Source organism: Pseudomonas sp. Q11 (genome assembly GCF_024494355.1).
In the GTDB taxonomy this organism is placed as follows: Bacteria; Pseudomonadota; Gammaproteobacteria; order Pseudomonadales; family Pseudomonadaceae; genus Aquipseudomonas; species Aquipseudomonas hefeiensis.
The window spans coordinates 146,095-172,416 of record NZ_JAKNQY010000007.1 but is presented as its reverse complement, the minus strand read 5'-3'; the positions used below and the strand labels follow the sequence as shown (position 1 = coordinate 172,416).

Sequence of the window (26,322 nt, the reverse complement as noted above, 5' to 3'; positions counted from 1 at the left end):
GAGCCGCTCAAAAAAGCCGGTTGAGCCCGTCATAGGCCGCTACCCGATAGGCTTCGGCCATGGTCGGGTAGTTGAACGTCGTGTTGACGAAGTACTTCAGCGTGTTCAGCTCACCCGGCTGGTTCATGATCGCCTGGCCGATGTGAACGATCTCCGACGCCTGGTAACCGAAGCAATGCACGCCCAGCACTTCCAGCGTCTCGCGGTGGAACAGGATCTTCAGCATGCCCTGCGGCTCTCCGGCGATCTGCGCCCGTGCCATGCTCTTGAAGAAGGCCTTGCCCACTTCATAGGGCACCTTGGCCTGGGTCAGCTCCTGCTCGTTCTTGCCGATCGAGCTGATCTCCGGAATGGTATAGATGCCGGTCGGTACATCGTTGACAAAGCGCCAGCTCCCGTTGTCGACAATGCTGCCTGCCGCCGAGCGGCCCTGGTCATGGGCGGCGCTGGCCAGGCTCGGCCAACCGATCACGTCACCTGCGCCGAAGATGTTCGTCACGCAGGTGCGGTAGTTCTCGTCAACTTCGATCTGCCCACGGCTGTTGACCTTCACGCCGATGTTTTCCAGGCCCAGGGTGTCGGTGTTGCCAGTGCGGCCATTGCACCAGAGCAAGGCATCGGCCTTGATTTTCTTGCCGGACTTGAGGTGCAGGATCACGCCGTTGTCCACGCCTTCGACGCGGTCATAGTCCTCGTTGTGCCGCACGGTGATGTTGTTGTTGCTGAAGTGATAGCTCAGGGCCTGGGATATTTCCGAGTCCAGGAAGCTCAGCAACTGGCCGCGGTTATCCACCAGTTCCACCAGCACACCCAGGCCACTGAAGATCGAGGCGTATTCGCAACCGATCACCCCGGCGCCGTAGACAATCAGCTTACGCGGGGTATGGCCCAGGCTCAGGATAGTGTCGCTATCGTAGATACGTGGGTGGTTGAAATCGATATCGGCCGGACGATACGGGCGCGAACCGGTGGCGATGATGATGTGCTTGGCCACCAGCTTTTCGACTACGCCATTGCCGCAAACCACTTCAACGGTCTGCTCGTCGGCAAAGCTGCCGGTGCCGAAGAACACGTCGACACGGTTGCGGGCGTAGTAACCGGTGCGCGAGGCGACTTGCTTGGAGATCACCTTCTCGGCGCTCTTGAGCACGTCCGGGAAGGAGAACCAGCGCGGCTCGCCGATGGCGCGGAACATCGGGTTGGTGTTGAACTGCATGATCTGCCGGACCGAGTGACGCAAGGCCTTGGACGGGATGGTGCCCAAGTGGGTGCAGTTGCCACCGACCTGCCGACGACTGTCGACCATCGCAACCTTGCGCCCTGCCTTGGCGGCGTTCATTGCCGCGCCCTCTCCCGCCGGGCCGGAACCCAATACCACCACGTCGTAGTTGTAGACAGCCATGCGTACTCCTCAGAACAGGCCGCGGCGCCACATTTGGCACCACGGCTAAATCATGCCGACCAGCGACATGAAGGAACAATTTGGGGCCGGTTCATAAGCCCGGCCACAGTCTATAGAAGCGTCAACGCCGCGCACATTACCCCTTGGTCGCGTCGTAGGCTAGTTTTGCCTGCGCTATTTCGCCACAGGGAAGCTTTCAGCGCGCTGTCATCATTGGGTTTTTCCGCCAGTCATCCGCTCAAATGCTTCATTGGTGCGAACGATAAAACGGTCATTGTCCCGCAATACGAAAAATACCCCGACACCGTATTTTTCGGCATAGTCCCAACCCCGTTCGGGACCGAGAATCAGCAACAGCGTCGATAGTCCATCGGCCATCAACGCCGAAGGATGAATCACCGTGACTGACGCGAGATTGTGTAGGACCGGTGCACCGGTGCGCGCATCAAAGGTGTGGGAGTAACGCGCCCCGTCCTGTTCGAAATAACGACGGTAGTCACCGGACGTCGAGACTGCGTAGCCGTTGACCTCGATGACGCGCTCAGCCACCCGTCGGTCGTCCCGGGGTTCTTCCAGGGCGATACGCCAGGCGGCACCCTCGGGTTTGTGTCCGGCGGCCTTGAGTTCGCCGGTGACGTCGACCAGATAACTGTCGATACCCAGGGCCTGGAGTCTGGCCGCGATGCGGTCGACGGCATAGCCCGCGGCGATACTGTTGAAGTCGACTTCCACTGCGGCGTCTTTGCACAGCCGCTCACCGTCGATACGCAAATGACCACGGCCGACGCGTTGACGCACCTGGGCCAAGGCTTCTGCGGTCGGCACATTCTCTTCTCGGGACTGAGGTCCGAAACCCCACAGGTTCAGCAGCGGTTCCACAGTCAGGTCGAAGGAGCCGTCGCTTTGAACCGACAGTTGCTCACCCACGCGGACCAGCTCCAGGACCGGGCCAGGCATGAGCTGACAGCTATTGGCAGGCAGCGCGTTGAATCGTTCGATGTCCGAGTCGCTGCGATAGGTGGAGAACTGTCGATCCACTTCGGCGAGGATGTTTTCCACCTCGACCTGCAGCGCGTTCGGACCGGGCGTGGCGGAATGTCTGACGTACTGGATGGAGTAACGGCTACCCATGGTCGGGCCGTCGAAGCGCTCCAGGCTGTCGCCGTTGCCGCAGCCGGACAACACACTGACCAGCACCACAAGCCCAATCCATCGTCCAGTTAACAAATCTTCATCCCCCCTCGAAACCGCGCCAGCCATTATGAACGCCAGCGCACGCAAAAAAACCTGTGGGAGCCAATGGAGCCCTGTGAGAGCCAATGGAGCCCTGTGGGAGCAAAGCTTGCTCGCGATGAACGATGACTCGGTCTTGCAGTTGAACCGCATCGCCTGGATCGCGAGCAAGCTTTGCTCCCACGGGTTCCAAGACTCCAAGATTCCAAGGTTCCAAGGTTCCAAGGTTCCAAGGTTCCAAGGTTCCAAGGTTCCAAGGCTCCAAGGCTCCAAGGCTCCAAGGTTCCAAGGTTCCAAGGTTCCTGCAAGCCTCCCACAGGGGGGCAGCGCCTTCATACAAGATTTACCAGAACGAGTAGCTACCCATGTCTTCCAACACCAGCAACGGCAAGGCGATTTTCCGGGTTGTCAGCGGCAACTTCCTGGAGATGTTCGACTTCATGGTCTACGGCTTCTACGCCACGGCCATCGCCAAGACGTTCTTCCCGACCGACAGCGCTTTCGCCTCGCTAATGCTGTCCCTGGCCACATTTGGCGCCGGGTTCTTGATGCGCCCGCTGGGGGCGATTTTCCTCGGCGCCTACATCGACCGGCACGGCCGCCGCAAAGGCTTGATCATCACCTTGGCGATGATGGCCGCCGGCACCGTGCTTATCGCCTGCGTGCCGGGTTACGCCACCCTCGGCGTGGCGGCACCGCTGTTGGTGCTGCTGGGGCGATTGCTGCAAGGCTTCTCCGCTGGCGTTGAGCTGGGTGGCGTGTCGGTGTATCTGGCGGAAATTTCCACGCCGGGGCGCAAGGGTTTCTTTGTCAGTTGGCAATCCGCCAGTCAACAGGCCGCCGTAGTGTTCGCCGGCCTGCTGGGCGTTGGCCTCAATCACTGGCTGAGTCCCCAGGAGATGGGCGAATGGGGCTGGCGCGTGCCGTTCCTGGTGGGTTGCATGATTGTGCCGGTGATATTTTTGATCCGGCGCTCCCTGGAAGAAACACCTGAGTTCCAGGCGAAAAAACATCGCCCTACCTTGTCGGAAATCATCCGTTCCATCGGTCAGAACTTCGGCATCGTCCTGGCGGGCATGGCGCTGGTGGTGATGACCACGGTGTCGTTTTACCTGATCACGGCTTATACGCCGACCTTCGGTAAAGCCGAACTGAACCTGTCGGACCTGGATGCGTTGCTGGTCACGGTATGCATCGGTCTGTCGAACTTCTTCTGGCTGCCGGTGATGGGAGCTTTTTCCGACAAGATCGGACGCAAGCCCTTGCTGCTGGGTGCGACTATTCTGGCGATCCTCACGGCATATCCGGCGCTGTCCTGGCTGGTGGCGAACCCCAGCTTCAGCCATTTGCTGATCGTGGAGTTGTGGTTGTCGTTTCTGTATGGATCGTACAACGGCGCCATGGTCGTGGCCTTGACGGAAATCATGCCGCTCGAAGTGCGCACCACCGGCTTTTCCCTGGCGTACAGCCTGGCAACAGCGACCTTTGGCGGATTTACGCCAGCGGCCTGTACTTATTTGATTCATGTGCTGGGCAACAAGGCCGCGCCGGGGATATGGCTCAGTGGTGCGGCGGTGCTGGGGTTGATTGCCACCCTGGTGCTGTTCAAGGGTAATCGGCATGAACTGCGGGCTGCGCAAGCTTCGATGGTGAGCGGCGCCTGACAGATGGCCTTCGTCGGATCGCCGCCCGGAGCAAGCTCGCACATTGGTTCTCGGGTGTGCATGGATCCTGCGTCCGGCACAACTCCCCTGTGGGAGCGAGCCTGCTCGCGATAGCGGAGGGTCAGCTTGCATGGATGTTGGATATGCCGGCGTCATCGCGAGCAAGCCCGTTCCCACATTGGTTCTCGGGTGTGCATGGTCCTGCGTCCGGCACAACTCCCCTGTGGGAGCGGGCATGCTCGCGAAAGCGGTGTATCAGTTTGCATGGATGTTGGATGTGCCGGCGTCATCGCGAGCAGGCTCGCTCCCACAGTTTTATCGACGTACAACCGGGAGAAACAGGTCAGCTATAAGGCCGTCTCGCGAGCAAGCTTTGCTCCCACAGGTCCTGCTCAAACAAGTCTGGTTGGGGGACCGCCGCAAAAGCGTTTAGGGCTATTCATGCACCATAGAATCTCCCACATTGGACCACATACATCAGCAACAACTCGGTCAACTGTGGGAGCGGGCTTGCTCCGGGCGGCGATCCGACGAAGAGGTCGGCCCAGCCAACACAAAACCTCCAGATACAAAAACGCCCCGACAAGTCGGGGCGTTTTCATGGGCGGCTAAGGCTTAGCGCGGGAACGCTGGCGGGTTTACACCGGCCATGTCTTCCATCACGCGAACGACCTGGCAGCTATAACCGAACTCGTTGTCGTACCAAACGTACAGCACAACGCGGTTGTCCTGAACGATGGTCGCTTCAGCGTCGACCACACCGGCATGGCGCGAGCCAACGAAGTCGGTGGACACCACTTCCTGGGAATTGACGAAATCGATCTGCTTGTGCAGGTCGGAGTGCAGCGCCATGTAGCGCAGGTACTCGTTCATCTCTTCACGGGTGGCCGCTTTCTCAAGGTTCAGGTTGAGGATAGCCATCGACACGTTCGGCGTGGGTACACGGATCGCGTTGCCGGTCAGCTTGCCGGCCAGCTCAGGCAAAGCCTTGGCTGCGGCGGTGGCGGCACCGGTCTCGGTGATCACCATGTTCAGCGCGGCGCTGCGGCCACGGCGGTCGCCCTTGTGGAAGTTGTCGATCAGGTTCTGGTCGTTGGTGTACGAGTGAACGGTTTCAACGTGACCGTTGATGATGCCGAACTTGTCGTTCACCGCCTTGAGCACCGGCACGATGGCGTTGGTGGTGCAGGATGCGGCGGAGACAATCTTGTCGTCAGCGGTGATTTCGTTGTGGTTGATGCCGTGAACGATGTTCTTGAGCTTGCCCTTGCCAGGCGCCGTCAGAACAACGCGATCGACACCCGGGCACGCCAGGTGCTGGCCCAGACCATCGGCATCACGCCATACACCGGTGTTGTCCACCAGCAGTGCGTCCTTGATGCCGTACTGGGTGTAATCCACCTCGGTCGGGTTCTTCGCGTAGATCACCTGGATCAGGTTGCCGTTGGCCGTGATGGTGTTGTTTTCTTCGTCGATGGTAATGGTGCCGTTGAACGAACCATGGACCGAATCACGACGCAGCAGGCTGGCGCGCTTGGTCAGGTCGTTCTCCGCGCCTTTGCGCACCACGATGGCACGCAGGCGCAAACCGTCGCCCCCACCGGTTTTCTCGATCAGGATACGCGCCAGCAGACGGCCGATACGACCGAAGCCGTAGAGCACGACGTCGGTGCCCTTGCGAGCCGAAACGTTTTGCTGGCCAACCACATCAGCCATTTCTTCACGAACGAACTGCTCGGCGCTACGGCCGTTGCCTTCGTTGCGGAATTTGAACGCCAGCTTGCCCAGGTCCACCGAAGCCGCGCCGAGCTTGAGCTCGCTCATGGCCTTGAGCAGGGGGAATGTTTCGTGGACGGAGAGTTCGCTGTCGTCGGAAGAACGGTGGCGAGCAAAGCGGTGAGCCTTGAGAATCGCGATGACAGACTGGTTGATCAGGCTGCGGCCATAGATCGAGCTCACCACGTTGTTATTGCGGTAGAGCTGACCGATGAGAGGGATCATCGCTTCTGCGAGTGCTTCACGATCGATCCATTCACCAAGACACTGGTCGGGCTTCTGAGTCACGGGAACCTTCCACATGTAGGGGCTGAAAAAAGGGGCTACATTATGCCGCCGAGTACTCGGCGGAGCAATGCGCGCCTGTCGCACCGTGGTTTTCCTGTTCGCCAGGGTAGTCTGCGACTGACAGCCGCCCCCTTCCCCCGCTACAATTGTCGACTTTGTCGCAACGCTGGAGCTCAACCTTCCGTGCCCGTTCTGCGTCTCCCGCTTCTCCCTGCCGCGGCAGGTAAACAGCACTGGGGCAACCTGCCCGGTGCCGCCCTGAGCCTGGCCATCGCCGAGGCTGCCAGCGCTGCAAAGCGCTTTACCCTGCTGCTGACCGCCGACAGCCAAAGCGCCGAGCGGCTCGAACAGGAGCTGAGTTTCTTCGCCCCGGATTTGCCCGTGCTGCATTTCCCGGACTGGGAAACCCTGCCCTACGATCTGTTTTCGCCCCACCAGGACATCATTTCCCAGCGAATCGCCAGCCTTTACCGGTTGCCGGAGCTCAGTCATGGCGTTTTGGTAGTGCCGATCACTACGGCCCTACATCGCCTGGCGCCGACCCAGTTTTTGCTTGGCGGCAGCCTGGTGCTGGACATCGGCCAGAAGCTCGACGTCGAGCAAATGCGCAGCCGTCTTGAAGCCAGTGGCTATCGTTGCGTCGACACGGTGTACGAGCATGGCGAGTTCGCGGTGCGCGGTGCGTTGATCGATCTGTTCCCGATGGGCAGTAAATTGCCTTATCGCATCGACCTGTTCGATGACGAAATCGAGACCCTGCGTACCTTCGATCCGGAAAACCAGCGCTCCATCGATAAGGTCCAGTCGATCCGCCTGCTGCCGGCCAAGGAATTCCCGCTGCAAAAAGATGCCGTGACCCGCTTCAAGGCTCGTTTTCGCGAACGCTTCGATGTGGATTTCCGCCGCTGCCCGATCTTCCAGGACCTGAGCAGCGGGATCACTCCCGCCGGTATCGAGTACTACCTGCCGCTGTTTTTCGAAGAAACCTCCACCCTGTTCGATTACCTGCCCCAAGACACCCAGGTGTTTTCCCTGCCAGGCATCGAGCAGGCGGCGGAAAATTTCTGGAACGATGTGCGCAATCGCTACGAAGAGCGCCGCGTCGACCCTTCCCGTCCTTTATTGCCACCGGCCGAGCTGTTCCTGCCGGTGGAAGACTGCTTTGCCCGGCTCAAGAGCTGGCCACGCGTGGTGGCAAGCCAGCAGGACGTGGAGACCGGCGTCGGCCGCGAACGCTTCCCGGCCAAGGCCTTGCCGGACCTGGCGATCGAAGCCAAGGCCACGCAGCCACTGGCGGCCCTGGCCGGTTTTCTCGACGGATTCCCTGGCCGCGTGCTGTTCACCGCCGAGTCCGCCGGCCGTCGTGAAGTGCTGCTGGAATTGCTCGAACGCCTGAAGCTGAGACCGAAAACCGTCGACAGTTGGCCGGACTTCGTCGCCGGCAAAGATCGCCTGGCGATTACCATCGCGCCGCTGAACGACGGCCTTGTCCTGGAAGACCCGGCCCTGGCGCTGGTGGCCGAAAACCCGTTGTTCGGCCAGCGCGTCATGCAGCGCCGCCGCCGCGAAAAACGCGCCGACGCCGCCAACGACGCGGTCATCAAAAACCTCACCGAACTGCGCGAAGGCGCGCCGGTGGTGCATATCGACCACGGCGTGGGCCGCTACCTGGGCCTGGCGACCCTGGAAATCGACAATCAGGCTGCCGAGTTTCTCACCCTGGAATACGCCGAGGGTGCCAAGCTCTATGTGCCGGTGGCGAACCTGCACCTGATCGCCCGCTACACCGGTAGCGACGACGCCCTGGCGCCGTTGCATCGGCTGGGTTCGGAAACCTGGCAGAAAGCCAAGCGCAAGGCCGCCGAACAAGTGCGCGACGTGGCCGCCGAGTTGCTGGACATCTACGCCCGTCGCGCCGCCCGTGAGGGGTATGCCTTCGCCGACCCGAAAGCCGACTACGAAACCTTCAGCGCCGGGTTTCCCTTTGAAGAAACCGTCGACCAGCAGACCACCATCGAAGCCGTGCGCGCCGACATGCTCGCGCCCAAACCGATGGACCGGCTGGTGTGCGGCGATGTTGGTTTCGGCAAGACCGAAGTGGCGATGCGCGCCGCATTCATTGCCGTGCACGGCGGCCGGCAGGTGGCGATCCTGGTGCCCACCACCCTGCTTGCCCAGCAGCACTACAACAGTTTCCGCGACCGCTTCGCCGACTGGCCGGTGACCGTGGAGGTGATGAGCCGCTTCAAATCCACCAAGGAAGTGAATGCTGCGGTGGCCGATCTGGCCGAGGGCAAGATCGACATCGTCATCGGCACGCACAAACTGCTGCAGGACGATGTGAAAATCAAAAACCTGGGGCTGGTGATCATCGACGAAGAGCACCGCTTTGGCGTGCGCCAGAAAGAACAGCTCAAGGCCCTGCGCAGCGAGGTCGACATCCTGACCCTGACGGCCACGCCGATCCCGCGCACGCTGAACATGGCGGTGTCGGGCATGCGTGACCTGTCGATCATCGCCACGCCGCCGGCCCGGCGCCTGTCGGTGCGCACCTTCGTCATGGAGCAGAACAAAAGCACGATCAAGGAGGCCCTACTGCGCGAGCTGCTGCGTGGCGGCCAGGTCTACTACCTGCACAACGACGTCAAGACCATCGAAAAATGCGCCGCCGACCTGGCCGAACTGGTACCGGAAGCCCGCATCGCCATCGGCCACGGGCAGATGCGCGAACGTGAACTCGAACAGGTGATGAGCGATTTCTACCACAAGCGCTTCAACGTGCTGATCGCCTCGACCATCATCGAGACCGGCATCGATGTGCCGAGCGCCAACACCATCATCATCGAGCGCGCCGACAAATTCGGCCTGGCCCAGTTGCACCAGTTGCGCGGTCGGGTCGGGCGCAGTCACCACCAGGCCTACGCCTACCTGTTGACACCGCCGCGCCAGCAGATCACCCCGGACGCGGAAAAACGCCTGGAGGCCATCGCCAACACCCAGGACCTGGGCGCCGGTTTCGTGCTGGCCACCAACGATCTGGAAATCCGTGGTGCCGGCGAGTTGCTGGGCGACGGCCAGAGCGGCCAGATCCAGGCCGTGGGGTTCACCCTGTACATGGAAATGCTCGAACGGGCGGTCAAGTCGATCCGCAAGGGTGAGCAACCGAACCTCGACCAACCGTTGGGCGGCGGGCCGGAAATCAATCTGCGGGTACCGGCGCTGATCCCGGAAGACTACCTGCCGGATGTCCACGCACGGCTGATTCTCTACAAACGCATCGCCTCGGCCACCGACGAAGAAGGCCTCAAGGACCTGCAAGTGGAGATGATCGACCGCTTCGGCCTGCTGCCGGAGCCAACCAAGAACCTGGTGCGTACCACCTGGCTCAAGCTCAAGGCCGAGCAACTGGGCATCAAGAAAGTCGACGGCGGCCCCAATGGCGGTCGTATCGAATTCGAAGCCCAGACGCCGGTCGATCCACTGGTGCTGATCAAGCTGATCCAGGGCCAGCCCAAACGCTACAAGTTCGAAGGTGCCACGATGTTCAAATTCATGGTGCCCATGGAACGCCCGGAAGAGCGTTTCAATACCGTAGAAGCGCTGTTCGAGCGCCTCACTCCGACCCCTGCTTGAAGGACGCCCCATGCGCCTGTTCCGCTCACTGACCTTGTTGATGACCCTGGTCGCTCCCCTGGCGTTTGCCGATGACCTGTATCAGGTTGAAATGATCCTAGTGCGCCAGAACGCCGAACCGGCGATTGTCAGCCGCGCCGCGCCGGAAGATTGGGACGCGGGCGCGCAACGCCTGGACGCGAACAGCCAGCGCACGCCTGCATTGGGTCACATCGTGGAAAAACTCAACGCCAGCGGCCAGTACACGGTGCTGATGCACAAAGCCTGGCAGCAGAACCTGGGCGAACAGGGCAGCAGAATCGCCGTCAGTGACGGCGCCGAACAGTTCGGTCAGTTTCCCATCGAAGGGACCCTGGAACTGAAACTGGGGCGTTTTACCGACGTGGATGCCGACTTCTGGATCAACCAGATCGACACCAATGGCCTGGTCACTTCCAGCGAACGTCTCAAACAGCAGAGCCATACCAAAAATGGCCAGTTGAATTTCCTCGACAACGGCCACCTCGGCCTGCTGATCAAAATCACCTCGCTGACTGCGCCCGCGCCACGGCAGGCGCCTGACGTCATTCCGGACTGATCGGCGCGCCTATGCCCTCGCCCCTGAGCAAACCCCTGGCACCCTCCTGGGTCAACCGATTCAAGGAACAGAGCCTGGAGCGTGGGCGCCGTTACGCGCTGGAAAACCGCGTCAGGATCGTCGAGGCCGGCGACAGTACCATCACCGCCAGTTGTGAAGGCTCTGGGGGCAACGTTTACCGGCAGACGATTCGCCTTAAAGAGTCAGCCAAAGGCACGCTGATTCTGCTCGAAGCCGCCTGTACCTGCCCGGTGCGCATCAACTGCAAGCACTGCGCGGCGGTGCTGCTGCAAGTCCAGGAAACCCTGGCCTACCCGGCCGCCGAGAAAGACGCGCAGTTGCTGGAGAAACTCCAGGCCGTGCTGGAAAACCGCAGCCCCAAGGCCCCGCCGCAAGTGCTGGTGGACAGCGTCCAGCCAGTGCCGCGACTGTGGCTGGCAAGCATCGAGTTCAGCGCCTTCGAGCCGCGCAATGGCAAGATGCAGCGCTATATCCAGCACCGCGCCGCCCTGTCTTTCAGCTACCTGGACGAATATGTCAGCGGCCAGCGCAACACTGACGTACTGATTCGCCAGGACACACAGACGCTGCGGATAAAACGCCAGACGGAAGTGGAGCAGTCCTACCGCGAACAGCTACGAATCCTCGGATTCAAGATCGCAACCCGCCAAAGCAAGGCCCTGCCCGAAAGCGCCGGCGAGCTGTACGAGATGGTCAACGACAGTGCCTGGCTGACGTTCACCCTCAATGACCTGCCGAAACTGCGTAGCCAGGGTTGGGAGTTACAGATCGACGAGGACTTCGGTTTCGACCTGACGGCGGTGGACGAATGGTACGCCACAGTCGAAGAAACGCCGGAACGGGACTGGTTCGACCTGGAACTGGGGATTATCGTCAACGGCGAGCGATTGAGCCTGCTGCCGATCCTGCTGAACCTGATGCGCTCGCACATCGAGCTGTTCAACCCGGAACGCCTGGCCAGGCGTCGCGATGACGAACTCATTCTGGTCAACTTGCCCAACCGTCCGAACTCCGAGTTCGGCCCGCAGCAAGTGGCCCTGCCCTATGGCCGGCTGAAACCGGTACTGGCGACCCTGGGCGAGTTTTACCTGCAGGAGCCCGGCACCACCAAGCTGCGCCTGAACAGCGCGGATGCCCTGCGCCTGAACCCGCTGCAAGACATGCCCCTGCGCTGGGAAGGCGGCGAGCACATCCGTGGTTTGGCCCAACGCTTGCGGGACATCAAGGACTACACCAGCACCGCGCCAGAAGGTTTGAACGCCACGTTGCGGCCTTATCAGCTCGAAGGCTTGAGCTGGATGCAATCGCTCAGGCAGCTGGAAGTGGGCGGCATCCTCGCGGACGACATGGGCCTGGGCAAAACCCTACAAACCCTGGCGCATATCCTCAGCGAAAAAAACGCCGGTCGCCTCGACCGCCCCTGCATGGTGGTCATGCCCACCAGCCTGATCCCCAACTGGCTCGACGAGGCCGCTCATTTCACCCCGCAACTCAAGGTGTTGGCCCTGTACGGCGCCGGGCGCAAGAAGCATTTTGACCGGCTGGCCGATTACGACCTGGTCCTCACCACCTATGCGCTGCTGCCCAAGGATGTCGAGCGCCTGACGGCGCAGCCATTGCACGTGCTGATCCTCGATGAAGCCCAGTACATCAAGAACCCGAACAGCAAAGCCGCCGAGGCCGCCCGCGAACTCAACGCCCGACAACGGCTGTGCCTGTCCGGCACGCCCCTGGAAAACCACTTGGGCGAATTGTGGTCGCTGTTCCACTTCCTGCTGCCGGGATGGCTCGGGGACGTCAAAAGCTTCAACCGAGACTACCGTGTGCCGATTGAAAAGCGCGGCAGCGATGTGCGACTGCAGCACCTCAACGGTCGGATAAAACCCTTTCTGCTGCGCAGGACCAAGGAGCAAGTGGCGACGGAGTTGCCGCCCAAGACCGAGATCATCCATTGGGTCGAACTCAGCGATGCCCAGCGTGACGTCTACGAAACCATGCGCCTGGCCATGGACAAGAAGGTACGCGACGAGATCACCCGCAAAGGTGTGGCTCGCAGCCAGATCATCATTCTCGAAGCGCTGCTCAAGCTCCGCCAGGTCTGTTGTGACCTGCGCCTGCTCAACGATGCCGCCCTGCCCGCCCGGGGCAGCACTTCAGGCAAGCTCGACAGCCTGATGGAAATGCTCGAAGAGCTGTTTGAAGAAGGTCGTCGGGTGCTGCTGTTTTCCCAGTTCACATCAATGTTGTCACTGATCGAAGACGAACTGAAGAAACGCGGCGTCGATTACGCCATCCTGACCGGCCAGACCCGGGACCGACGTACGCCGGTCAAGGAGTTCCAGAGCGGCAAGCGCCAGATCTTTCTGATCAGCCTGAAGGCCGGCGGCGTGGGCCTGAACCTGACCGAGGCCGACACGGTGATCCACTACGACCCGTGGTGGAACCCCGCCACCGAAAACCAGGCAACCGACCGGGCTTATCGCATCGGCCAGGAGAAGCCGGTGTTCGTCTACAAAATGATTGCCCGAGGCACGGTGGAAGAGAAGATTCAGCTGCTGCAGAAGGAGAAATCCGACCTCGCGGCCGGCGTACTGGACGGACGCGTGGCCGGAGACTGGAAACTGCAAAGCGACGACATCGAGGCGCTGTTTGCGCCGTTGCCGGATAAGCTGGAAAAGCGCTGATTCACAGCGACCCCTGTGGGAGCCGGGCTTGCTCGCGATAGCGGTGGTTCAGTTTGTGCCGCCGTCATCGCGAGCAGGCTCGCTCCCACATTATCCTGAGGTGAGCGCAGGATGTGTCTGCAGCCCGAATCTCCTGTGGGAGCGAGCCTGCTCGCGATAGCTGACTAACCGGTGACACAGGTATGGGATGTGCCGGGCAAATCAGGCCTTGGGCAACGGCGCAAACAGCGCTTCGATATCGCTCTGCTCAAGCGCCAATCCACCCGTCATTCCGCCATCCAGCACACTGCCAGCCAACGCGGCCTTATCCTGCTGAAGAGCCTGCATCTTCTCTTCCACCGTGCCCCGGGCAATCAGCTTGTAAACGAATACAGGCTTGTTTTGACCGATCCGATAAGCCCGGTCGGTCGCCTGATTTTCCACCGCCGGGTTCCACCACGGATCGAAGTGAATCACCGTGTCGGCAGCCGTCAGATTGAGCCCCGTACCGCCGGCCTTGAGGCTGATCAGGAACAGCGACACCTTGCCACTTTGAAAATCCCTCACCGGAGTACGGCGATCCGTGGTGCTGCCGGTCAGCAACGAATAGTCAAGGCTGCGCTTTTGCAACTCATCCTCAATCAAGGCCAACATCGAGGTGAATTGGGAGAACAACAGAATCTTGCGCCCCTCGCTAAGCAGTTCTTCAAGCATCTCCATCAAACTGACCAGCTTGCCGCTGCCCGAACGCAGCGCTTTGGTGGTCTGCGTGGTATTGAGCAGCCGCAGGTCGCAGCAGACCTGGCGCAACTTGAGCAACGCGTCCAGGATGATGATCTGGCTGCGCCCCACGCCGCTACGGGCAATTTCGTCGCGCACCTTCTTGTCCATGGCGACGCGCACCGCCTCATAGACATCCCGCTGCCCGTCACTGAGGTCGACCCAATGCACGATTTCAGTCTTGGGTGGCAACTCGGTGGCGACCTGTTCTTTTTTGCGCCGCAACAAAAAAGGTTTTATCCGGGCCGTCAGATGCCGCATGCGCTCGCTGTTGCCGTGCTTTTCAATGGGGGTCCGGTAGTTGCGGTTAAAGCTTTTGCTGTCCCCCAGCCACCCGGGCAACAGGAAATGAAACAGCGACCAGAGTTCGCCCAAGTGATTTTCCAGGGGTGTACCGGACAGGCACAGACGCTGTCGGGCGTTGAGTTCGCGGGCAGCCTGGGCGGCCTTGCTGGCAGGGTTCTTGATGTTCTGCGCTTCATCGAGAACCAGCACACTCCAGGCCTGGGGCTTTAACACCTCAAGATCCCGTGGCAACAAGGCATAAGTCGTCAATACTAGGTCGTACTGTGCCAGGCTGACGAAGTCTTTTTGCCGGGCGGCGCCATGAAGCGCCAGGACGTTGAGCTGCGGCGCAAAGCGGGCCGCTTCGTCGAGCCAGTTAGGAATCAGGCTGGTGGGCATGACCGCGAGCGCCGGGACATCAAGACGTCCGGCTTGCTTCTCGCACAGCAGATGAGCCAGGGTCTGCAATGTTTTACCCAGGCCCATGTCATCGCCCAGGATGCCGCCGACTTCCAACTCCCGCAGGGTTTGCATCCAATTGAGCCCTTCGAGCTGATACGGTCGCAGCATAGCCTTGAGCCCCTCGGGCGCAGGGACATGTACATGAGTTGACTTATGCAATCGCTTTGCGAAAGCACGCAACCGCTCGCCACCCTGCCAGACCAGGGGAAGACCTTCGAGTGTATTCAGCCTGGCCGCATCAAAGGCATTCAAACGTATCGAGTCGCCCCGATGTTCCTTCATGTACAACTCGCCGAGGGTAGCCATCAACGGCTTGACCCGCCCATACGGCAATGCGACCTTCACGCCGGCCCCCACCATGAATTTTCCGTCGTTGAGATCGATCAACATCAACTGCTCATCACGGCGCTGGTCGAGCTTGTCCGGGTCCATCATTTCGGGGTTCGAGCGAAGCAGATGAAGCAAAATCGGCAGCAGGGCTGTGTCGTTTGCCATTGACGACAATGCCCAACTGTAAATCGAACCACTCTCGACCAGGAGACTCCTCAATGTCGGCGTACAGCTGCTCCACCGGTTGCAGATCGAAATGAAAGCCGTCTTCGATATCGATTTGCCAATGGGCGGCCCGCAACTTCGGCAGGCCTTTATCCATGAACGCCAACCAGGCGGCGTCATCCGGCATCTGTAACATCTCACCCGCGCTACCCGCCAGTGCAAGGCTCTTGCGACTGGCCTTTTTGAAACCTAGCTTCCGCAGAACGTTGCGAAAGGCTTGCTCGACATCCGGCTTACGCCGGATGCGCAACGTCTCGGTCCCGGACAGGACCGATACCTGCGTGACTTCTTTATCGTCCGCAACATGACCGTCGTAAATAAAGGTCAACGCCGCACGATGTTCTGGAACCGATTTCCAGTGCCTAAGGTTGAGTTCGCTTCCCAACTTCAGCACCGCCCGTGGCTCAACATCGTCGATGATGCGCTCGCTCAGTTTTTTTGGCGCAGGGATGGGGCGGTCGACAGCATTGATTCGATGGCTGAACAGCACGGCCTGGCGAGCGGGAATCTCTGGCGCGAGGCATAAATGGCAGGCCAGCTTGTCGTCCATTTCGTAGGTCAGCCGACCAAGCTCCCTTCGCGACACATCCAGATAATGAAGCGGCTCAAGCGGCAGAATCTTACCCGGCCGTTGATCGGCACGTTGCCACTGAGGCCTGTAGTTGCCGTTGGGTTGCTCCGCCCAGGAAAACTGCGCCGGCTTCTGAGCCCCTGCGCTGAGCGGCTGCGGCGGGTCCAGTTCGAAGAACAAGCGCGAAGACTGCAATGCAAGCGCCAGTACATCGGCGCCATTGCGTCCTTGCAGCGGATAGCTGTTCATCTGACCATGAAAATGTTGACTGCTGATCAGCAACCGACCGATCTGCAGGTCAATGTCTGACATGTAGTTCGGCAAACGAATCAGCATGTCGGCAAGCTGGTAGAACGCTTTCAGATCCCGCAGGGAACCATCGTTGAGCTGACGTCCCTTGAAGAGCTCCAGCACCCACCTCCCGGTATCTGCGCTCTTGAGTTTGTAAAAGAGCCGGACATCGGAGCTATTGCCGGTGACAGTCAAATCGGCACCTTGCGCAGGAATATGCTCAATCCAGGCTTCGAGATCGCGGCTCAGATGTTCGTCACCGCAGCCGGCTTGCAGCGCTTGTTCATCCCCCACCAAATGGAACATGACGGCGACACAGTGCTTGCAATCGCCGCCAACCGGGCATGAGCATTCGTAACGAACCTCGTCGTAACCCCGATAACGAATGAGCTTGATCACCTGCTGGTAGACATTAGCACCAGTACCCTCGCATTCAGCGTGAACCGATCGCTCATCTACTTGCAGTATCCGGACGCGTTCTCCCTCGGCGTAGTCGAATCCACGAGCGAGCGTACGCTGATCGAACGACTCCGCCCACTCAGTCTCAAGAAGTTCTGCAATCGATTTAATCATGGGTTCAGGACTTTAATGAGGGATAACGACACCGAAAATCGGAGCCTTCCGAGAGCGTTGTACGAATAGCCCATGCTGGCAGCAGGAAACCTTTGCGCCCGTTTTTGCTGCCTGTTCCGTTAGCCAGCCATCAATACCCGCGCCAACGTCGACTTCACCTTTCCCATTCCGTCATGCAGCGCCTGCTCGATCTCCGCCATGGTGATCACGGCCGTGGACTTGCCCGCCGCCGGATTCACCACCAACGCCAGACAGGCGTAATCGAGCTCCAATTCACGCGCCAGCGCCGCTTCCGGCATGCCAGTCATGCCGACGATGTCGCAACCGTCGCGCTCCAGGCGGGCGATTTCAGCCACGGTTTCCAGGCGCGGCCCCTGGGTGCAGGCGTATACGCCATGGCTGCTGTAGCCACAGCCTTCGGCGGCCAGGGCGGCGATCAGTTGCTGACGCAGCACCTCGCTGTAGGGGTAGCTGAAATCAATATGGGTAACCGCATCCAGGTCATCGGCAAAATAGGTGTGCTGACGGCCGCTGGTGTAATCGATCAATTGGTGAGGAACGCAAAAATGCCCGGTCCCCATCGCGGCATGAATCCCGCCCACGGCGTTAACCGCCAGGATTGCCTCGGCACCGGCCTGCTTCAACGCCCAAAGGTTGGCGCGATAGTTCACCTGGTGAGGTGGCAAGCGATGCGGATGGCCGTGGCGAGCCAGAAACAGCACTTCGCGCCCGGCGTAGTCACCGATCTGCACCTCCGCCGATGGCGCACCATAGGGCGTTTCTACTGCCAGGGACTGGCGAATGGTCAGGCCTTCAAGCTGGGTCAGGCCAGTGCCGCCGATAATTGCGTAAACGGTCATGACAAACGTCCTTAATCGATCAGTTGGGCGGTTTTCAGCGCGCCGATTGCCGTCAGCCAGCGTGGGTCCTGGCGGTACTCGGTGGAGGCGAATGCCTGCCCGCGCATGCGTGCGATCCGCGCCGATGGCTTGACCTTCAACCGTTGGGCGGCGCTCAAGGCCAGTTCCGCGGCAGCGCGGTCGTTGCACACCAGGCCCATGTCGCAACCGGCCGACAACGCCGCCTCGATACGACTGGCGGCATCCCCGACCACGTGAGCGCCTGCCATAGACAGATCATCGCTGAAGATCACGCCATCGAACTGCAATTCGCCACGCAGGATGTCCTGCAGCCAGCGCCGGGAGAAACCGGCTGGATTGGCATCGACCTGCGGATAAATGACATGGGCCGGCATGACTGCCGCCAGTTGCTTGCTCAGTCTGGCGAACGGAACCAGATCGTGGGCGCGGATCTGTTCAAGGCTGCGCTCATCGTTGGGAATGGCCACATGAGAATCAGCTTCGGCCCAGCCGTGGCCAGGGAAATGCTTGCCAGTGGCGGCCATACCGGCGGCGTTCATGCCCCGAATGAAGGCACCGGCCAACTGCGCGGCGCGCTCGGGATTGCCTTCGAAGGCACGACTGCCGACCACCGCGCTGCGTTGATAATCGAGGTCCAGCACCGGGGCAAAACTCAAATCGAGGCCGACCGCAAGCACTTCAGTGGCCATGATCCAGCCGCACTGCTCGGCCAGATACTCGGCATTCGGGTTGTCGGCAATCGCCCGCATTGCCGGCAAACGCACAAACCCCTGGCGCAGGCGCTGAACGCGCCCGCCCTCCTGATCGACCGCCAGCAGCAGGTCCGGACGGATGGCGCGAATCGAGGCGCTCAGCTCGCGCACCTGACGTGGATGCTCGATGTTGCGAGCAAAAATGATCAGGCCACCCACTTCGGGCTGACGCAACAGGTGGCGATCTTCGGCCGTCAACCAGGTACCGGCGACGTCCACCATCAACGAGCCTTGCAGACCAGCAGTCATAATAATTCCTTGATAACAATGAACCCGCACAGCGGCGCACGCACGACCGCGCCGCCGGGCTCCAGGCCCGACAGGTCACGGTTATGCAATGAAATATAAAGCGGGTTCGAAACGAGAGTCGGCATGGGCCGCTAGCTTAGCGGAAGTGGGCAGCCGCGCCCACCCGCGCACTCAGGCCTTGGCGAGCGCCGGGACTGACTTGCTGCGCGGACGCAACTGCGCGGCAGCCATGGCCTCATCGGTGACGCCACTTTCGGCGCGCATGCCAGCGGCCAGGAATGGCACCATCAGGCGCATCACTTGCTCAATCGATGTATTCACACCGAAATCGGTTTCAGCGATGGCCCGCAGCGCCTTGATCCCGGACATGCTGAAAGCAGCGGCACCGAGCATGAAATGCACGCGCCAGAACAACTCGATCGGCGGAATGCGCGGCGCGGCCTCGTTGACCAGAAGCATATAGCGGCGGAACACCTTGCCGTACATGTCTTCCAGATAGCGCCGCAAGTGGCCTTGGCTCTGGCTGAATGCCAAGCCCAGCAAGCGCATGAAAATGGAAAGGTCGTTACCACTGCGTGGCTGCACGACAAGGGCTTGTTCGACCAGGATCTCCAGCAGCTCTTCCAAGCTCGGCTTGACGTCAGGCTTGGCCTGACGCCGCTCCAGCTCACGATCCAGGCTGACACAGAAAGGCCCGAGGAAACGCGAAAACACCGCCTGGATCAGCGCTTTTTTCGAACCGAAGTGATAATTCACCGCCGCCAGGTTCACCCCGGCCTTGCTGGTGATCAGACGCAACGAGGTTTCAGCGAAACCTTTTTCCGCGAACAATTGCTCGGCAGCATCGAGAATGCGTTCAACGGTTTCCGACTGGGCCATGGCTACTCCGCCTGACAAACACTTGTTTGAAACATACGTTTCAGCCTTGGGGTTGTCAAGCCTGCCGGGGCGTTTTGCGAACGCCCGGTCAGATATTTAACCACACCTTCGGCGGGCTGTAGCCCATGTCGTTTTCAGCAGCCCGACCGACCGTCCAGCGGCCCGGGAGAAAAGGAGGATTGCCAAGCTGCGTTCACTGTATATAATCCCAGTCACTGTATAAAAAGACAGAGCGATCAATATGCTAAAGCTGACGCCACGCCAAGCAGAGATTCTGGCCTTCATCAAACGCTGCCTCGAAGACAACGGCTACCCGCCGACCCGTGCGGAAATCGCTCAGGAACTGGGCTTCAAGTCGCCCAATGCGGCTGAAGAGCACCTTAAGGCGCTGGCTCGCAAGGGCGCTATCGAAATGACGCCCGGCGCATCCCGCGGCATTCGTATCCCAGGCTTCGAAGCCAAGGCCGACGAGACCAGCCTGCCGATCATCGGCCGCGTAGCAGCAGGCGCCCCGATCCTCGCCGAGCAGCATGTCGAAGAATCCTGCAACATCAACCCATCGTTCTTCCATCCACGAGCTGATTATCTTCTTCGCGTGCACGGCATGAGCATGAAGGACATCGGTATCTTCGACGGTGATCTTCTGGCGGTCCACACCACTCGCGAAGCCCGCAACGGCCAGATCGTGGTGGCGCGAATCGGTGATGAAGTGACCGTCAAGCGCTTCAAGCGCGACGGTAGCAAGGTCTGGCTGATTGCCGAGAATCCCGAGTTCGCCCCCATCGAAGTCAACCTGAAAGATCAGGACCTGGTCATCGAAGGCTTGAGTGTCGGCGTTATACGCCGCTAAAGGAGGCTTTATGCAGTTCCCACACACACCACAACACACTCAACTTCCGCTGTTCGAGGCATTCATGGCCCAACCGCTGGTTCCAGCCCTCAAAGAGGTGATCGAGTCGCCCTGGGGCATCGAGCCCGAAGCCTTCAGCGAACTGTCGTTACGTGGTGCGGCCGGGAACTGCCTGAACCTGCTGGCGCCGATTCTGCGCGAGCTGAGCCAGGACCAGGACGCCCGCTGGTTGACGCTGATCGCACCTCCGGCCAGCGTCACCCAGGCCTGGCTGCGGGATGCTGGCCTGAACCGTGAGCGTATCCTGCTGCTGCAGCCGCGGGGCACTCAAAGCGCCCAGCAGCTGACCTGCGAAGCGTTGCGCCTGGGCCGCAGCCATACGGTGGTCAGTTGGCTCAATCCGTTGACCACGACAGCACGGCAACAGCTGATCAGCGCCGCTCGCACCGGGGACGCACAAAGCCTGAATATTCGATTGGGCTAAGGCAAACGCAGGGCTTCTCCAGGACAGAGAAGCCGGCCAGCAAAACCATCTTGAAAAAGCCGACAGGCGGGATCAATGAAGAACCCGCGGCCCCTCTTCCTTGTTGAATTCGCCTTCAACCAGGCGCCCAGCCATTTGCACGCCCACGCTCAGCATCGCCTTGGCGACTTCGACGTGCTGGCCTTGCAGGAAAGCCTTGGCATCTTCGGAGAAGTTCAGGGTAACCAGAGAACCTTCGTCCTCGGCTCTGCGCAGCTCGATGCGGCCATCAGGAAGTTCGACAATTTCTAGAAAGGACGTAGGCATAAAAGGCTGTTCTCCACGAAAGGCGAGGATTATATAGTCATCGGCCAGGCTTCGCTCAGGATCTTGACCAAGCGTTATCGACGAAAATGGCGCGGCGAAGGAAAACTCAACACTCGTTCAATCCTTCGCGAAAGCGAATCGCCAGGCTTTTTAGGTTCTGCCGCCAGCTTTCCAGCTCCTCCCGGCTCAGGTCCTGCTCGGGATCTTCTTCGTCGAGATTAACCGCAACAATCAACGGCTGGGTTACGTCCCCTTTGGGCTTGCGAGAAGCCCGGGGCGGCTCGAACAGTGCCGCGTGTGCCGCCAACAGCTTGGCCAGCCAGGTTTGCGGGTTGTGAGCCAGTTCGACCATTTCGGCCAGTTCCGGGATGGCGATGGTTTCCAATACTTCGCGGGTCAACAGCAGTTCGGCCCGGGGCGCATTTGCTTGCGGCAGGCGGTAGAACCCGGCAATTTCATGGCACAACCCCAATAACGCGCCATACAGATGAAACAGCGCTGATTCGCGCCCGGCCTGGGTCAACGCCGGGGAATTCATCGCCCGCCCATCTTCTGCCCTGGCGAGCGCTTCGAGCGACAGGCCGGCGAAATATATTTTCTGATTGGTGCGGGTATAGAGTTCGTGGGCCATGGCGGCATTCTCCCCAACGAATAAAAGCTTCACGCAAGTGCGACAGTTTCATGGAACAACCGAGGCCACTGCAAGGCAAAAACAAAAAGGCCGCATGAAAACCACCGGGGTGATCATGCGGCCTTTTGTTTACTTGAGGTTATTGGGACAGCTTCGCCCGAAACATCGGACCGGTCCAGCAGGAACAAGCTCCCTCATCACAGAGGCCCCGTACGCCACAAGAAAGCACTTTATCAATCAGCGCTTGTCTTCAACCGTCCATTTGCCGCCGTCGTAGTACGCCTTCCAGCCGGTTGGCTTGCCGTCGACTTCGGTCTGCACGTACTGCTCCTTGGTCTTGCGGCTGTAGCGAATGACCGCCGGACGACCTTCCGGATCCTTCTGCGGTGCTGCGCAGAGGAAATGGTACTTCGGATCGATTTCGTCCTTGTGCGGCACGATCTCCATTACCAGCGGCGCACGGGTCTCGCGGTTTTTCGGGAACTGGCTGGCCGCCAGGAACAGGCCGGACGCGCCGTCGCGCAGGATATAGGTGTCGTTGACCTTCTCGCACTTGAGCTCAGGCATCTTCACCGGGTCCATCTTCGGCGGCGCCGCGTCACCGCTCTTGAGCAGTTTGCGGGTGTTCTTGCAGGTCGGATTGGTGCAACCGAAGAACTTGCCGAAGCGGCCGGTCTTGAGTTGCATCTCACTGCCACACTTGTCGCATTCCAGGCTCGGGCCTTCATAGCCTTTGATGCGATAGGTGCCCTCTTCGATTTCGTAACCAGCGCAATCCGGGTTGTTACCGCAGATGTGCAGCTTGCGCTTCTCATCCAGCAGGTAGGCATCCATCGCCGTGCTGCAAATCGGACAGCGGTGCTTGCCGCGTAGCACCAAGGATTCCGATTCGCCCTCGTCGTCCGCAGCGATTTCATCGCCCGGCACCAGGTTGACCGTCGCCTTGCAGCGCTCCTTGGGTGGCAGGCTGTAGCCCGAGCACCCCAGGAACACGCCTGTCGAGGCGGTGCGGATCTGCATCGGACGACCACACGTCAAGCATGGGATGTCGGTCATGACCGGCTGGTTGGCCCGCATGCCGTTCTCGGCACTTTCGGCTACTTCGAGTTTTTTCTTGAAGTCGCCATAAAACTCGTCAAGGACGTTTTTCCAGTCCCGCTCACCCTGGGCCACATCGTCGAGGTTCTCTTCCATGCCGGCAGTGAAGCCGTAGTCCATCAGGTTAGAGAAGCTCTCGGACAAACGTTCGGTAACGATGTCTCCCATCTTTTCCGAATAGAACCGACGGTTGTGCAGCGCCACGTAGCCGCGATCCTGAATGGTGGAAATGATCGCTGCGTAGGTCGAAGGGCGACCAATGCCACGCTTTTCCATTTCCTTGACCAGGCTGGCTTCCGAATAACGGGCCGGCGGCTTGGTGAAATGCTGGGTAGGATCAAGCTTGATCAGCTTCATCACATCGCCCTGGGCCATATCTGGCAGGACATCGTCGTCACCCGGCTTGGTGATTTGCGGCATGACACGGGTGTAACCATCGAACTTCAGGATGCGGCCCTTGGCGCGCAGCTCGAAGTCGCCGGCACCGACGCTGACCGTGGTCGACAGGTATTGTGCCGGCAGCATCTGGCAGGCCAGGAACTGGCGCCAGATCAGCTCGTAGAGGCGCTCGGCATCGCGCTCCATGCCCGACAGCTTGCTTGGCTCGGTGTTGGCGTCGGAGGGACGAATCGCTTCGTGGGCCTCTTGCGCGCCTGCCTTGCTGCTGTAGACGTTCGGTGTCTCCGGCAGGTATTTTTTGCCGAATTCGCTTTCTATATAGGTGCGCGCCATCGTCACGGCATCAGCCGAGAGGTTGGTCGAGTCGGTACGCATATACGTGATGTAGCCCGCTTCGTACAAACGCTGGGCCATCATCATGGTTTTCTTCACGCCGAAACCCAGGCGATTGCTGGCGGCCTGTTGCAACGTGGAGGTGATGAACGGTGCCGACGGCTTGCTGCTGGTCGGTTTGTCTTCGCGCTTGACGATGCTGTAGCTGGAAGCCTTGAGCTTCTCCAGCGCGGCCATGGCCTGGGCTTCGTTGAGCGGCTTGAAGGCTTCGCCCTTCTCGCGGGCCACGTCGAAGCGCACGGTGGCGCCCTTGGCGGTGCCGAGATCGGCGTGAACTTCCCAGTATTCTTCAGGGATGAACGCACGGATTTCGCGCTCGCGCTCCACCACCAGCTTCACGGCGACGGACTGCACGCGACCGGCCGACAGACCGCGAGCGATCTTGGCCCACAACAGTGGCGAGACCATGTAGCCCACTACGCGATCGAGGAAGCGACGCGCCTGCTGGGCGTTGACCCGATCAATGTCCAGCTCGCCCGGCTGGGAGAAGGCTTCCTGGATGGCTTTCTTGGTGATTTCGTTGAACACCACGCGCTTGTAACGGCTGTCATCCCCACCAATGGCTTCGCGCAGGTGCCAGGCAATGGCTTCCCCTTCGCGGTCCAAGTCCGTCGCCAGATAGATGGTGTCGGCATCCTTGGCGAGCCGACGCAGTTCTTCGATGACCTTTTCCTTGCCCGGGAGGATCTCGTACTTGGCTTTCCAGCCGTGGTCCGGATCAACCCCCATGCGTGAGACCAATTGCTTGCGCGCCTTCTCCTTTGGCGACAGCACCGGCGCTTCACCGGCGGCAGCCTTGCCACGCTTGGCGGCTGGTTCCTTGCTGGCGCTAGCCGAACCGCTGGTGGGCAGGTCTCGGATATGGCCGATACTCGACTTCACCACGTATTGGTTGCCCAGATACTTGTTGATGGTCTTGGCCTTAGCCGGGGATTCCACAATGACCAGCGATTTGCCCATGGATCAGAAAATTCCTGAATTCAAAAAAGTGAAAGGCGGTTGGCGCCTGACGCGGCACCGCTATATATAGTGGCTGCAAGGTGAGGTCAAGCGCAGGGTTGCCCCGGCATCGACCTCAAGGCTTGGAAAAAAGGCTCTCTTCGGCCTGCACCAAAGCAAAGCGTGGCACCTGCTCGCCGTCAACTTCGACAGACTCCTGGAACATGCTCAACGGTCGCACCCAAAAGCCGTAATCGCCATACAGGGCTTGATAGAAGACCACTTCTTCCTCGGTCTCGGAATGCCGCGCGATGCTGAATACGCGGTACTGCGGACCTTTGTAATGTTGGTAGAGCCCAGGTTGTATCGGCATGCTTTGGCCCTCACTGAAATCTTTTCAAAATAAAAACAAAATCTTTTTTTTTCTAAACCCGGAAAAACAAAAACCGGGGCACTTGGCCCCGGCTTCCATCGACGTAACGCTTAGACGCGTTCGAAGACAGTGGCGATGCCCTGGCCGAGGCCAATGCACATAGTGGACACCCCAAAGGTGCCACCGTTCTGCTTCATCACGTTGAGCAGCGTGCCGGAGATACGCGCACCGGAGCAACCGAACGGGTGACCCAGAGCGATCGCGCCGCCGTGCAGGTTAACCTTCTCGTTCATCTTGTCGAGCACTTTCAGATCTTTCAGCACTGGCAGGGCCTGTGCGGCGAAAGCTTCGTTGAGCTCGAAGAAGTCGATATCGGAAATGCTCAGACCCGCACGTTTCAAGGCTTTCTGCGTCGCCGGTACTGGACCATAGCCCATGATTGCCGGGTCAACACCGGCCACGGCCATCGAACGAATCACCGCCATCGGCTGGATGCCCAGGTCCTGGGCACGCTGGGCCGACATCACGATCATGCACGAAGCACCGTCGGTGATCTGCGAGGAAGTACCGGCTGTCACGGTGCCGCCCTTTGGATTGAAGGCCGGCTTGAGGGCCGCCAGGCTTTCCAGGGTGGTTTCCGGACGAATGGTTTCGTCGTAGTCGAACAGCTTCAGGAAACCGTTCTCGTCGTAGCCCTGCATCGGGATGATTTCGTCCTTGAACTTGCCTTCCACGGTCGCCTTGTGCGCGAGCTGGTGGGAACGCACGCCGAAGGCGTCCTGCTGTTCGCGGGTGATGCCGTGCATTTTGCCGAGCATCTCCGCGGTCAGCCCCATCATGCCCGAGGCTTTTGCCGCGTACAGCGACATGTGCGGGTTCGGATCGACGCCATGCATCATGCTCACGTGGCCCATGTGCTCGACACCACCGACGACGAACACATCACCGTTACCGGTCATGATCGCCTGAGCAGCGGTATGCAGCGCGCTCATGGACGAACCGCACAGGCGGCTGACGGTCTGGCCGGCCGCGGTGTGAGGGATCTGGGTCATCAGCGAGGCCATGCGGGCAATGTTCCAGCCCTGCTCCAGGGTCTGGTTCACACAGCCCCAGATCACGTCTTCGACTTCGTTGGGGTCGACCTTGACGTTACGTTCCAGCAGCTTGCTGATCAGGTGCGCCGACATGTCTTCGGCGCGGGTGTTGCGGTGCATGCCGCCCTTGGAGCGGCCCATCGGCGTACGACCGAAGTCGACAATCACGACGTCTCTAGGATTCAAGCTCATAAATGTTCTCTCGCTCTAGTCGTTGGGC

General features: G+C 60.1%; 18 protein-coding genes and 1 pseudogene. 6 read left to right on the top strand and 13 right to left on the bottom strand.

Translation table 11 applies throughout. The features are described 5' to 3' along the window. Positions 1-7: 7 nt before the first annotated feature. A complete protein-coding gene (sthA, locus tag MA884_RS10340) occupies positions 8-1,402 on the bottom strand; it encodes a Si-specific NAD(P)(+) transhydrogenase (RefSeq protein ID WP_256230404.1) in 1,395 nt (464 codons plus the stop codon). 210 nt (positions 1,403-1,612) lie between these two features. Beyond that, the gene (locus tag MA884_RS10335) at positions 1,613-2,602 is read right to left on the bottom strand and encodes an FAD:protein FMN transferase (RefSeq protein ID WP_256230403.1); all 990 of its coding nucleotides are present in this window, start codon (positions 2,600-2,602) and stop codon (positions 1,613-1,615) included. 398 nt (positions 2,603-3,000) lie between these two features. On the opposite strand from MA884_RS10335, the gene MA884_RS10330 reads away from it, so the two are divergent. Next, on the top strand, positions 3,001-4,299 hold the full coding sequence (locus MA884_RS10330) for an MFS transporter (RefSeq protein ID WP_256230402.1): 1,299 nt from the start codon (positions 3,001-3,003) through the stop codon (positions 4,297-4,299). Positions 4,300-4,914: 615 nt separating this feature from the next. On the opposite strand, the gene MA884_RS10325 is transcribed toward MA884_RS10330, so the two are convergent. Beyond that, entirely contained in the window at positions 4,915-6,378 is a 1,464-nt protein-coding gene (locus MA884_RS10325; protein ID WP_047227217.1) for a glyceraldehyde-3-phosphate dehydrogenase, read from the bottom strand. A gap of 168 nt (positions 6,379-6,546) precedes the next feature. Between MA884_RS10325 and mfd the strand changes: the two genes are divergently transcribed. The 3 genes from mfd to MA884_RS10310 are packed head-to-tail and all read left to right on the top strand — an operon-like array spanning position 6,547 to position 13,278. Beyond that, positions 6,547-9,996 (top strand): transcription-repair coupling factor, encoded by a 3,450-nt coding sequence (gene mfd / locus MA884_RS10320; protein WP_256230400.1) that lies wholly within the window; start codon positions 6,547-6,549, stop codon positions 9,994-9,996. A gap of 10 nt (positions 9,997-10,006) precedes the next feature. Next, complete coding sequence (locus MA884_RS10315) at positions 10,007-10,573, top strand: CsiV family protein (protein ID WP_256230398.1); 567 nt, start codon at positions 10,007-10,009, stop codon at positions 10,571-10,573. Between the two features lie 11 nt (positions 10,574-10,584). Further along, positions 10,585-13,278, top strand: a complete 2,694-nt coding sequence (locus MA884_RS10310) for a DEAD/DEAH box helicase (RefSeq protein WP_256230397.1) — start codon at positions 10,585-10,587, stop codon at positions 13,276-13,278. 201 nt (positions 13,279-13,479) lie between these two features. Here the strand turns inward: MA884_RS10310 and MA884_RS10305 are convergent. From MA884_RS10305 to MA884_RS10285, 5 genes and pseudogenes are all read right to left on the bottom strand, one after another. Beyond that, a pseudogene (locus MA884_RS10305) lies at positions 13,480-16,774 on the bottom strand (SNF2-related protein). A gap of 119 nt (positions 16,775-16,893) precedes the next feature. After that, positions 16,894-17,634: an S-methyl-5'-thioinosine phosphorylase gene (locus tag MA884_RS10300; RefSeq protein WP_256230395.1), complete on the bottom strand. Its 741-nt coding sequence runs from the start codon at positions 17,632-17,634 to the stop codon at positions 16,894-16,896. Between the two features lie 11 nt (positions 17,635-17,645). After that, positions 17,646-18,656 (bottom strand): beta-N-acetylhexosaminidase, encoded by a 1,011-nt coding sequence (nagZ, locus tag MA884_RS10295; protein ID WP_256230394.1) that lies wholly within the window; start codon positions 18,654-18,656, stop codon positions 17,646-17,648. Then, positions 18,653-18,781, bottom strand: a complete 129-nt coding sequence (locus MA884_RS10290) for a hypothetical protein (RefSeq protein WP_256230393.1) — start codon at positions 18,779-18,781, stop codon at positions 18,653-18,655. Before MA884_RS10290 ends, nagZ begins: the two co-directional genes overlap by 4 nt. Before the next feature lie 46 nt (positions 18,782-18,827). Next, complete coding sequence (locus MA884_RS10285) at positions 18,828-19,535, bottom strand: TetR/AcrR family transcriptional regulator (protein ID WP_256230392.1); 708 nt, start codon at positions 19,533-19,535, stop codon at positions 18,828-18,830. Positions 19,536-19,776: 241 nt separating this feature from the next. On the opposite strand from MA884_RS10285, the gene lexA reads away from it, so the two are divergent. Together lexA and sulA are read left to right on the top strand one after the other, a co-directional pair. Further along, entirely contained in the window at positions 19,777-20,385 is a 609-nt protein-coding gene (gene lexA, locus MA884_RS10280; protein ID WP_256230391.1) for a transcriptional repressor LexA, read from the top strand. A gap of 10 nt (positions 20,386-20,395) precedes the next feature. Continuing rightward, complete coding sequence (gene sulA / locus MA884_RS10275) at positions 20,396-20,869, top strand: SOS-induced cell division inhibitor SulA (RefSeq protein WP_256230390.1); 474 nt, start codon at positions 20,396-20,398, stop codon at positions 20,867-20,869. Between the two features lie 72 nt (positions 20,870-20,941). On the opposite strand, the gene MA884_RS10270 is transcribed toward sulA, so the two are convergent. From MA884_RS10270 to fadA, 5 genes are all read right to left on the bottom strand, one after another. Continuing rightward, positions 20,942-21,175 carry a hypothetical protein gene (locus MA884_RS10270; protein WP_047227208.1) on the bottom strand — a complete coding sequence of 78 codons (234 nt, stop codon included), beginning with the start codon at positions 21,173-21,175 and terminating at the stop codon, positions 20,942-20,944. Between the two features lie 106 nt (positions 21,176-21,281). Continuing rightward, the gene (locus MA884_RS10265) at positions 21,282-21,806 is read right to left on the bottom strand and encodes a DUF6586 family protein (protein ID WP_256230389.1); all 525 of its coding nucleotides are present in this window, start codon (positions 21,804-21,806) and stop codon (positions 21,282-21,284) included. A 237-nt stretch (positions 21,807-22,043) separates the two neighbouring features. Then, on the bottom strand, positions 22,044-24,656 hold the full coding sequence (gene topA, locus MA884_RS10260) for a type I DNA topoisomerase (RefSeq protein WP_256230388.1): 2,613 nt from the start codon (positions 24,654-24,656) through the stop codon (positions 22,044-22,046). Positions 24,657-24,771: 115 nt separating this feature from the next. After that, a complete protein-coding gene (locus MA884_RS10255) occupies positions 24,772-25,008 on the bottom strand; it encodes a DUF1653 domain-containing protein (RefSeq protein ID WP_047227205.1) in 237 nt (78 codons plus the stop codon). 110 nt (positions 25,009-25,118) lie between these two features. Then, positions 25,119-26,294: an acetyl-CoA C-acyltransferase FadA gene (gene fadA / locus MA884_RS10250; RefSeq protein WP_025212747.1), complete on the bottom strand. Its 1,176-nt coding sequence runs from the start codon at positions 26,292-26,294 to the stop codon at positions 25,119-25,121. Between the last annotated feature and the right edge of the window lie 28 nt (positions 26,295-26,322).

Excerpts from the sequence above, each read along its gene's own strand:
- MA884_RS10285 (WP_256230392.1), bottom strand. The coding sequence starts at position 19,535 with ATGGCCCAGTCGGAAACCGTTGAACGCATTCTCGATGCTGCCGAGCAA.
- fadA (WP_025212747.1), bottom strand. The coding sequence starts at position 26,294 with ATGAGCTTGAATCCTAGAGACGTCGTGATTGTCGACTTCGGTCGTACG.
- topA (WP_256230388.1), bottom strand. The coding sequence starts at position 24,656 with ATGGGCAAATCGCTGGTCATTGTGGAATCCCCGGCTAAGGCCAAGACC.
- MA884_RS10265 (WP_256230389.1), bottom strand. The coding sequence starts at position 21,806 with ATGGCCCACGAACTCTATACCCGCACCAATCAGAAAATATATTTCGCC.
- MA884_RS10255 (WP_047227205.1), bottom strand. The coding sequence starts at position 25,008 with ATGCCGATACAACCTGGGCTCTACCAACATTACAAAGGTCCGCAGTAC.
- MA884_RS10315 (WP_256230398.1), top strand. The coding sequence starts at position 10,007 with ATGCGCCTGTTCCGCTCACTGACCTTGTTGATGACCCTGGTCGCTCCC.
- nagZ (WP_256230394.1), bottom strand. The coding sequence starts at position 18,656 with ATGACTGCTGGTCTGCAAGGCTCGTTGATGGTGGACGTCGCCGGTACC.
- MA884_RS10330 (WP_256230402.1), top strand. The coding sequence starts at position 3,001 with ATGTCTTCCAACACCAGCAACGGCAAGGCGATTTTCCGGGTTGTCAGC.
- sulA (WP_256230390.1), top strand. The coding sequence starts at position 20,396 with ATGCAGTTCCCACACACACCACAACACACTCAACTTCCGCTGTTCGAG.
- MA884_RS10310 (WP_256230397.1), top strand. The coding sequence starts at position 10,585 with ATGCCCTCGCCCCTGAGCAAACCCCTGGCACCCTCCTGGGTCAACCGA.
- MA884_RS10300 (WP_256230395.1), bottom strand. The coding sequence starts at position 17,634 with ATGACCGTTTACGCAATTATCGGCGGCACTGGCCTGACCCAGCTTGAA.
- MA884_RS10290 (WP_256230393.1), bottom strand. The coding sequence starts at position 18,781 with ATGCCGACTCTCGTTTCGAACCCGCTTTATATTTCATTGCATAACCGT.
- MA884_RS10270 (WP_047227208.1), bottom strand. The coding sequence starts at position 21,175 with ATGCCTACGTCCTTTCTAGAAATTGTCGAACTTCCTGATGGCCGCATC.
- lexA (WP_256230391.1), top strand. The coding sequence starts at position 19,777 with ATGCTAAAGCTGACGCCACGCCAAGCAGAGATTCTGGCCTTCATCAAA.
- MA884_RS10325 (WP_047227217.1), bottom strand. The coding sequence starts at position 6,378 with ATGTGGAAGGTTCCCGTGACTCAGAAGCCCGACCAGTGTCTTGGTGAA.
- sthA (WP_256230404.1), bottom strand. The coding sequence starts at position 1,402 with ATGGCTGTCTACAACTACGACGTGGTGGTATTGGGTTCCGGCCCGGCG.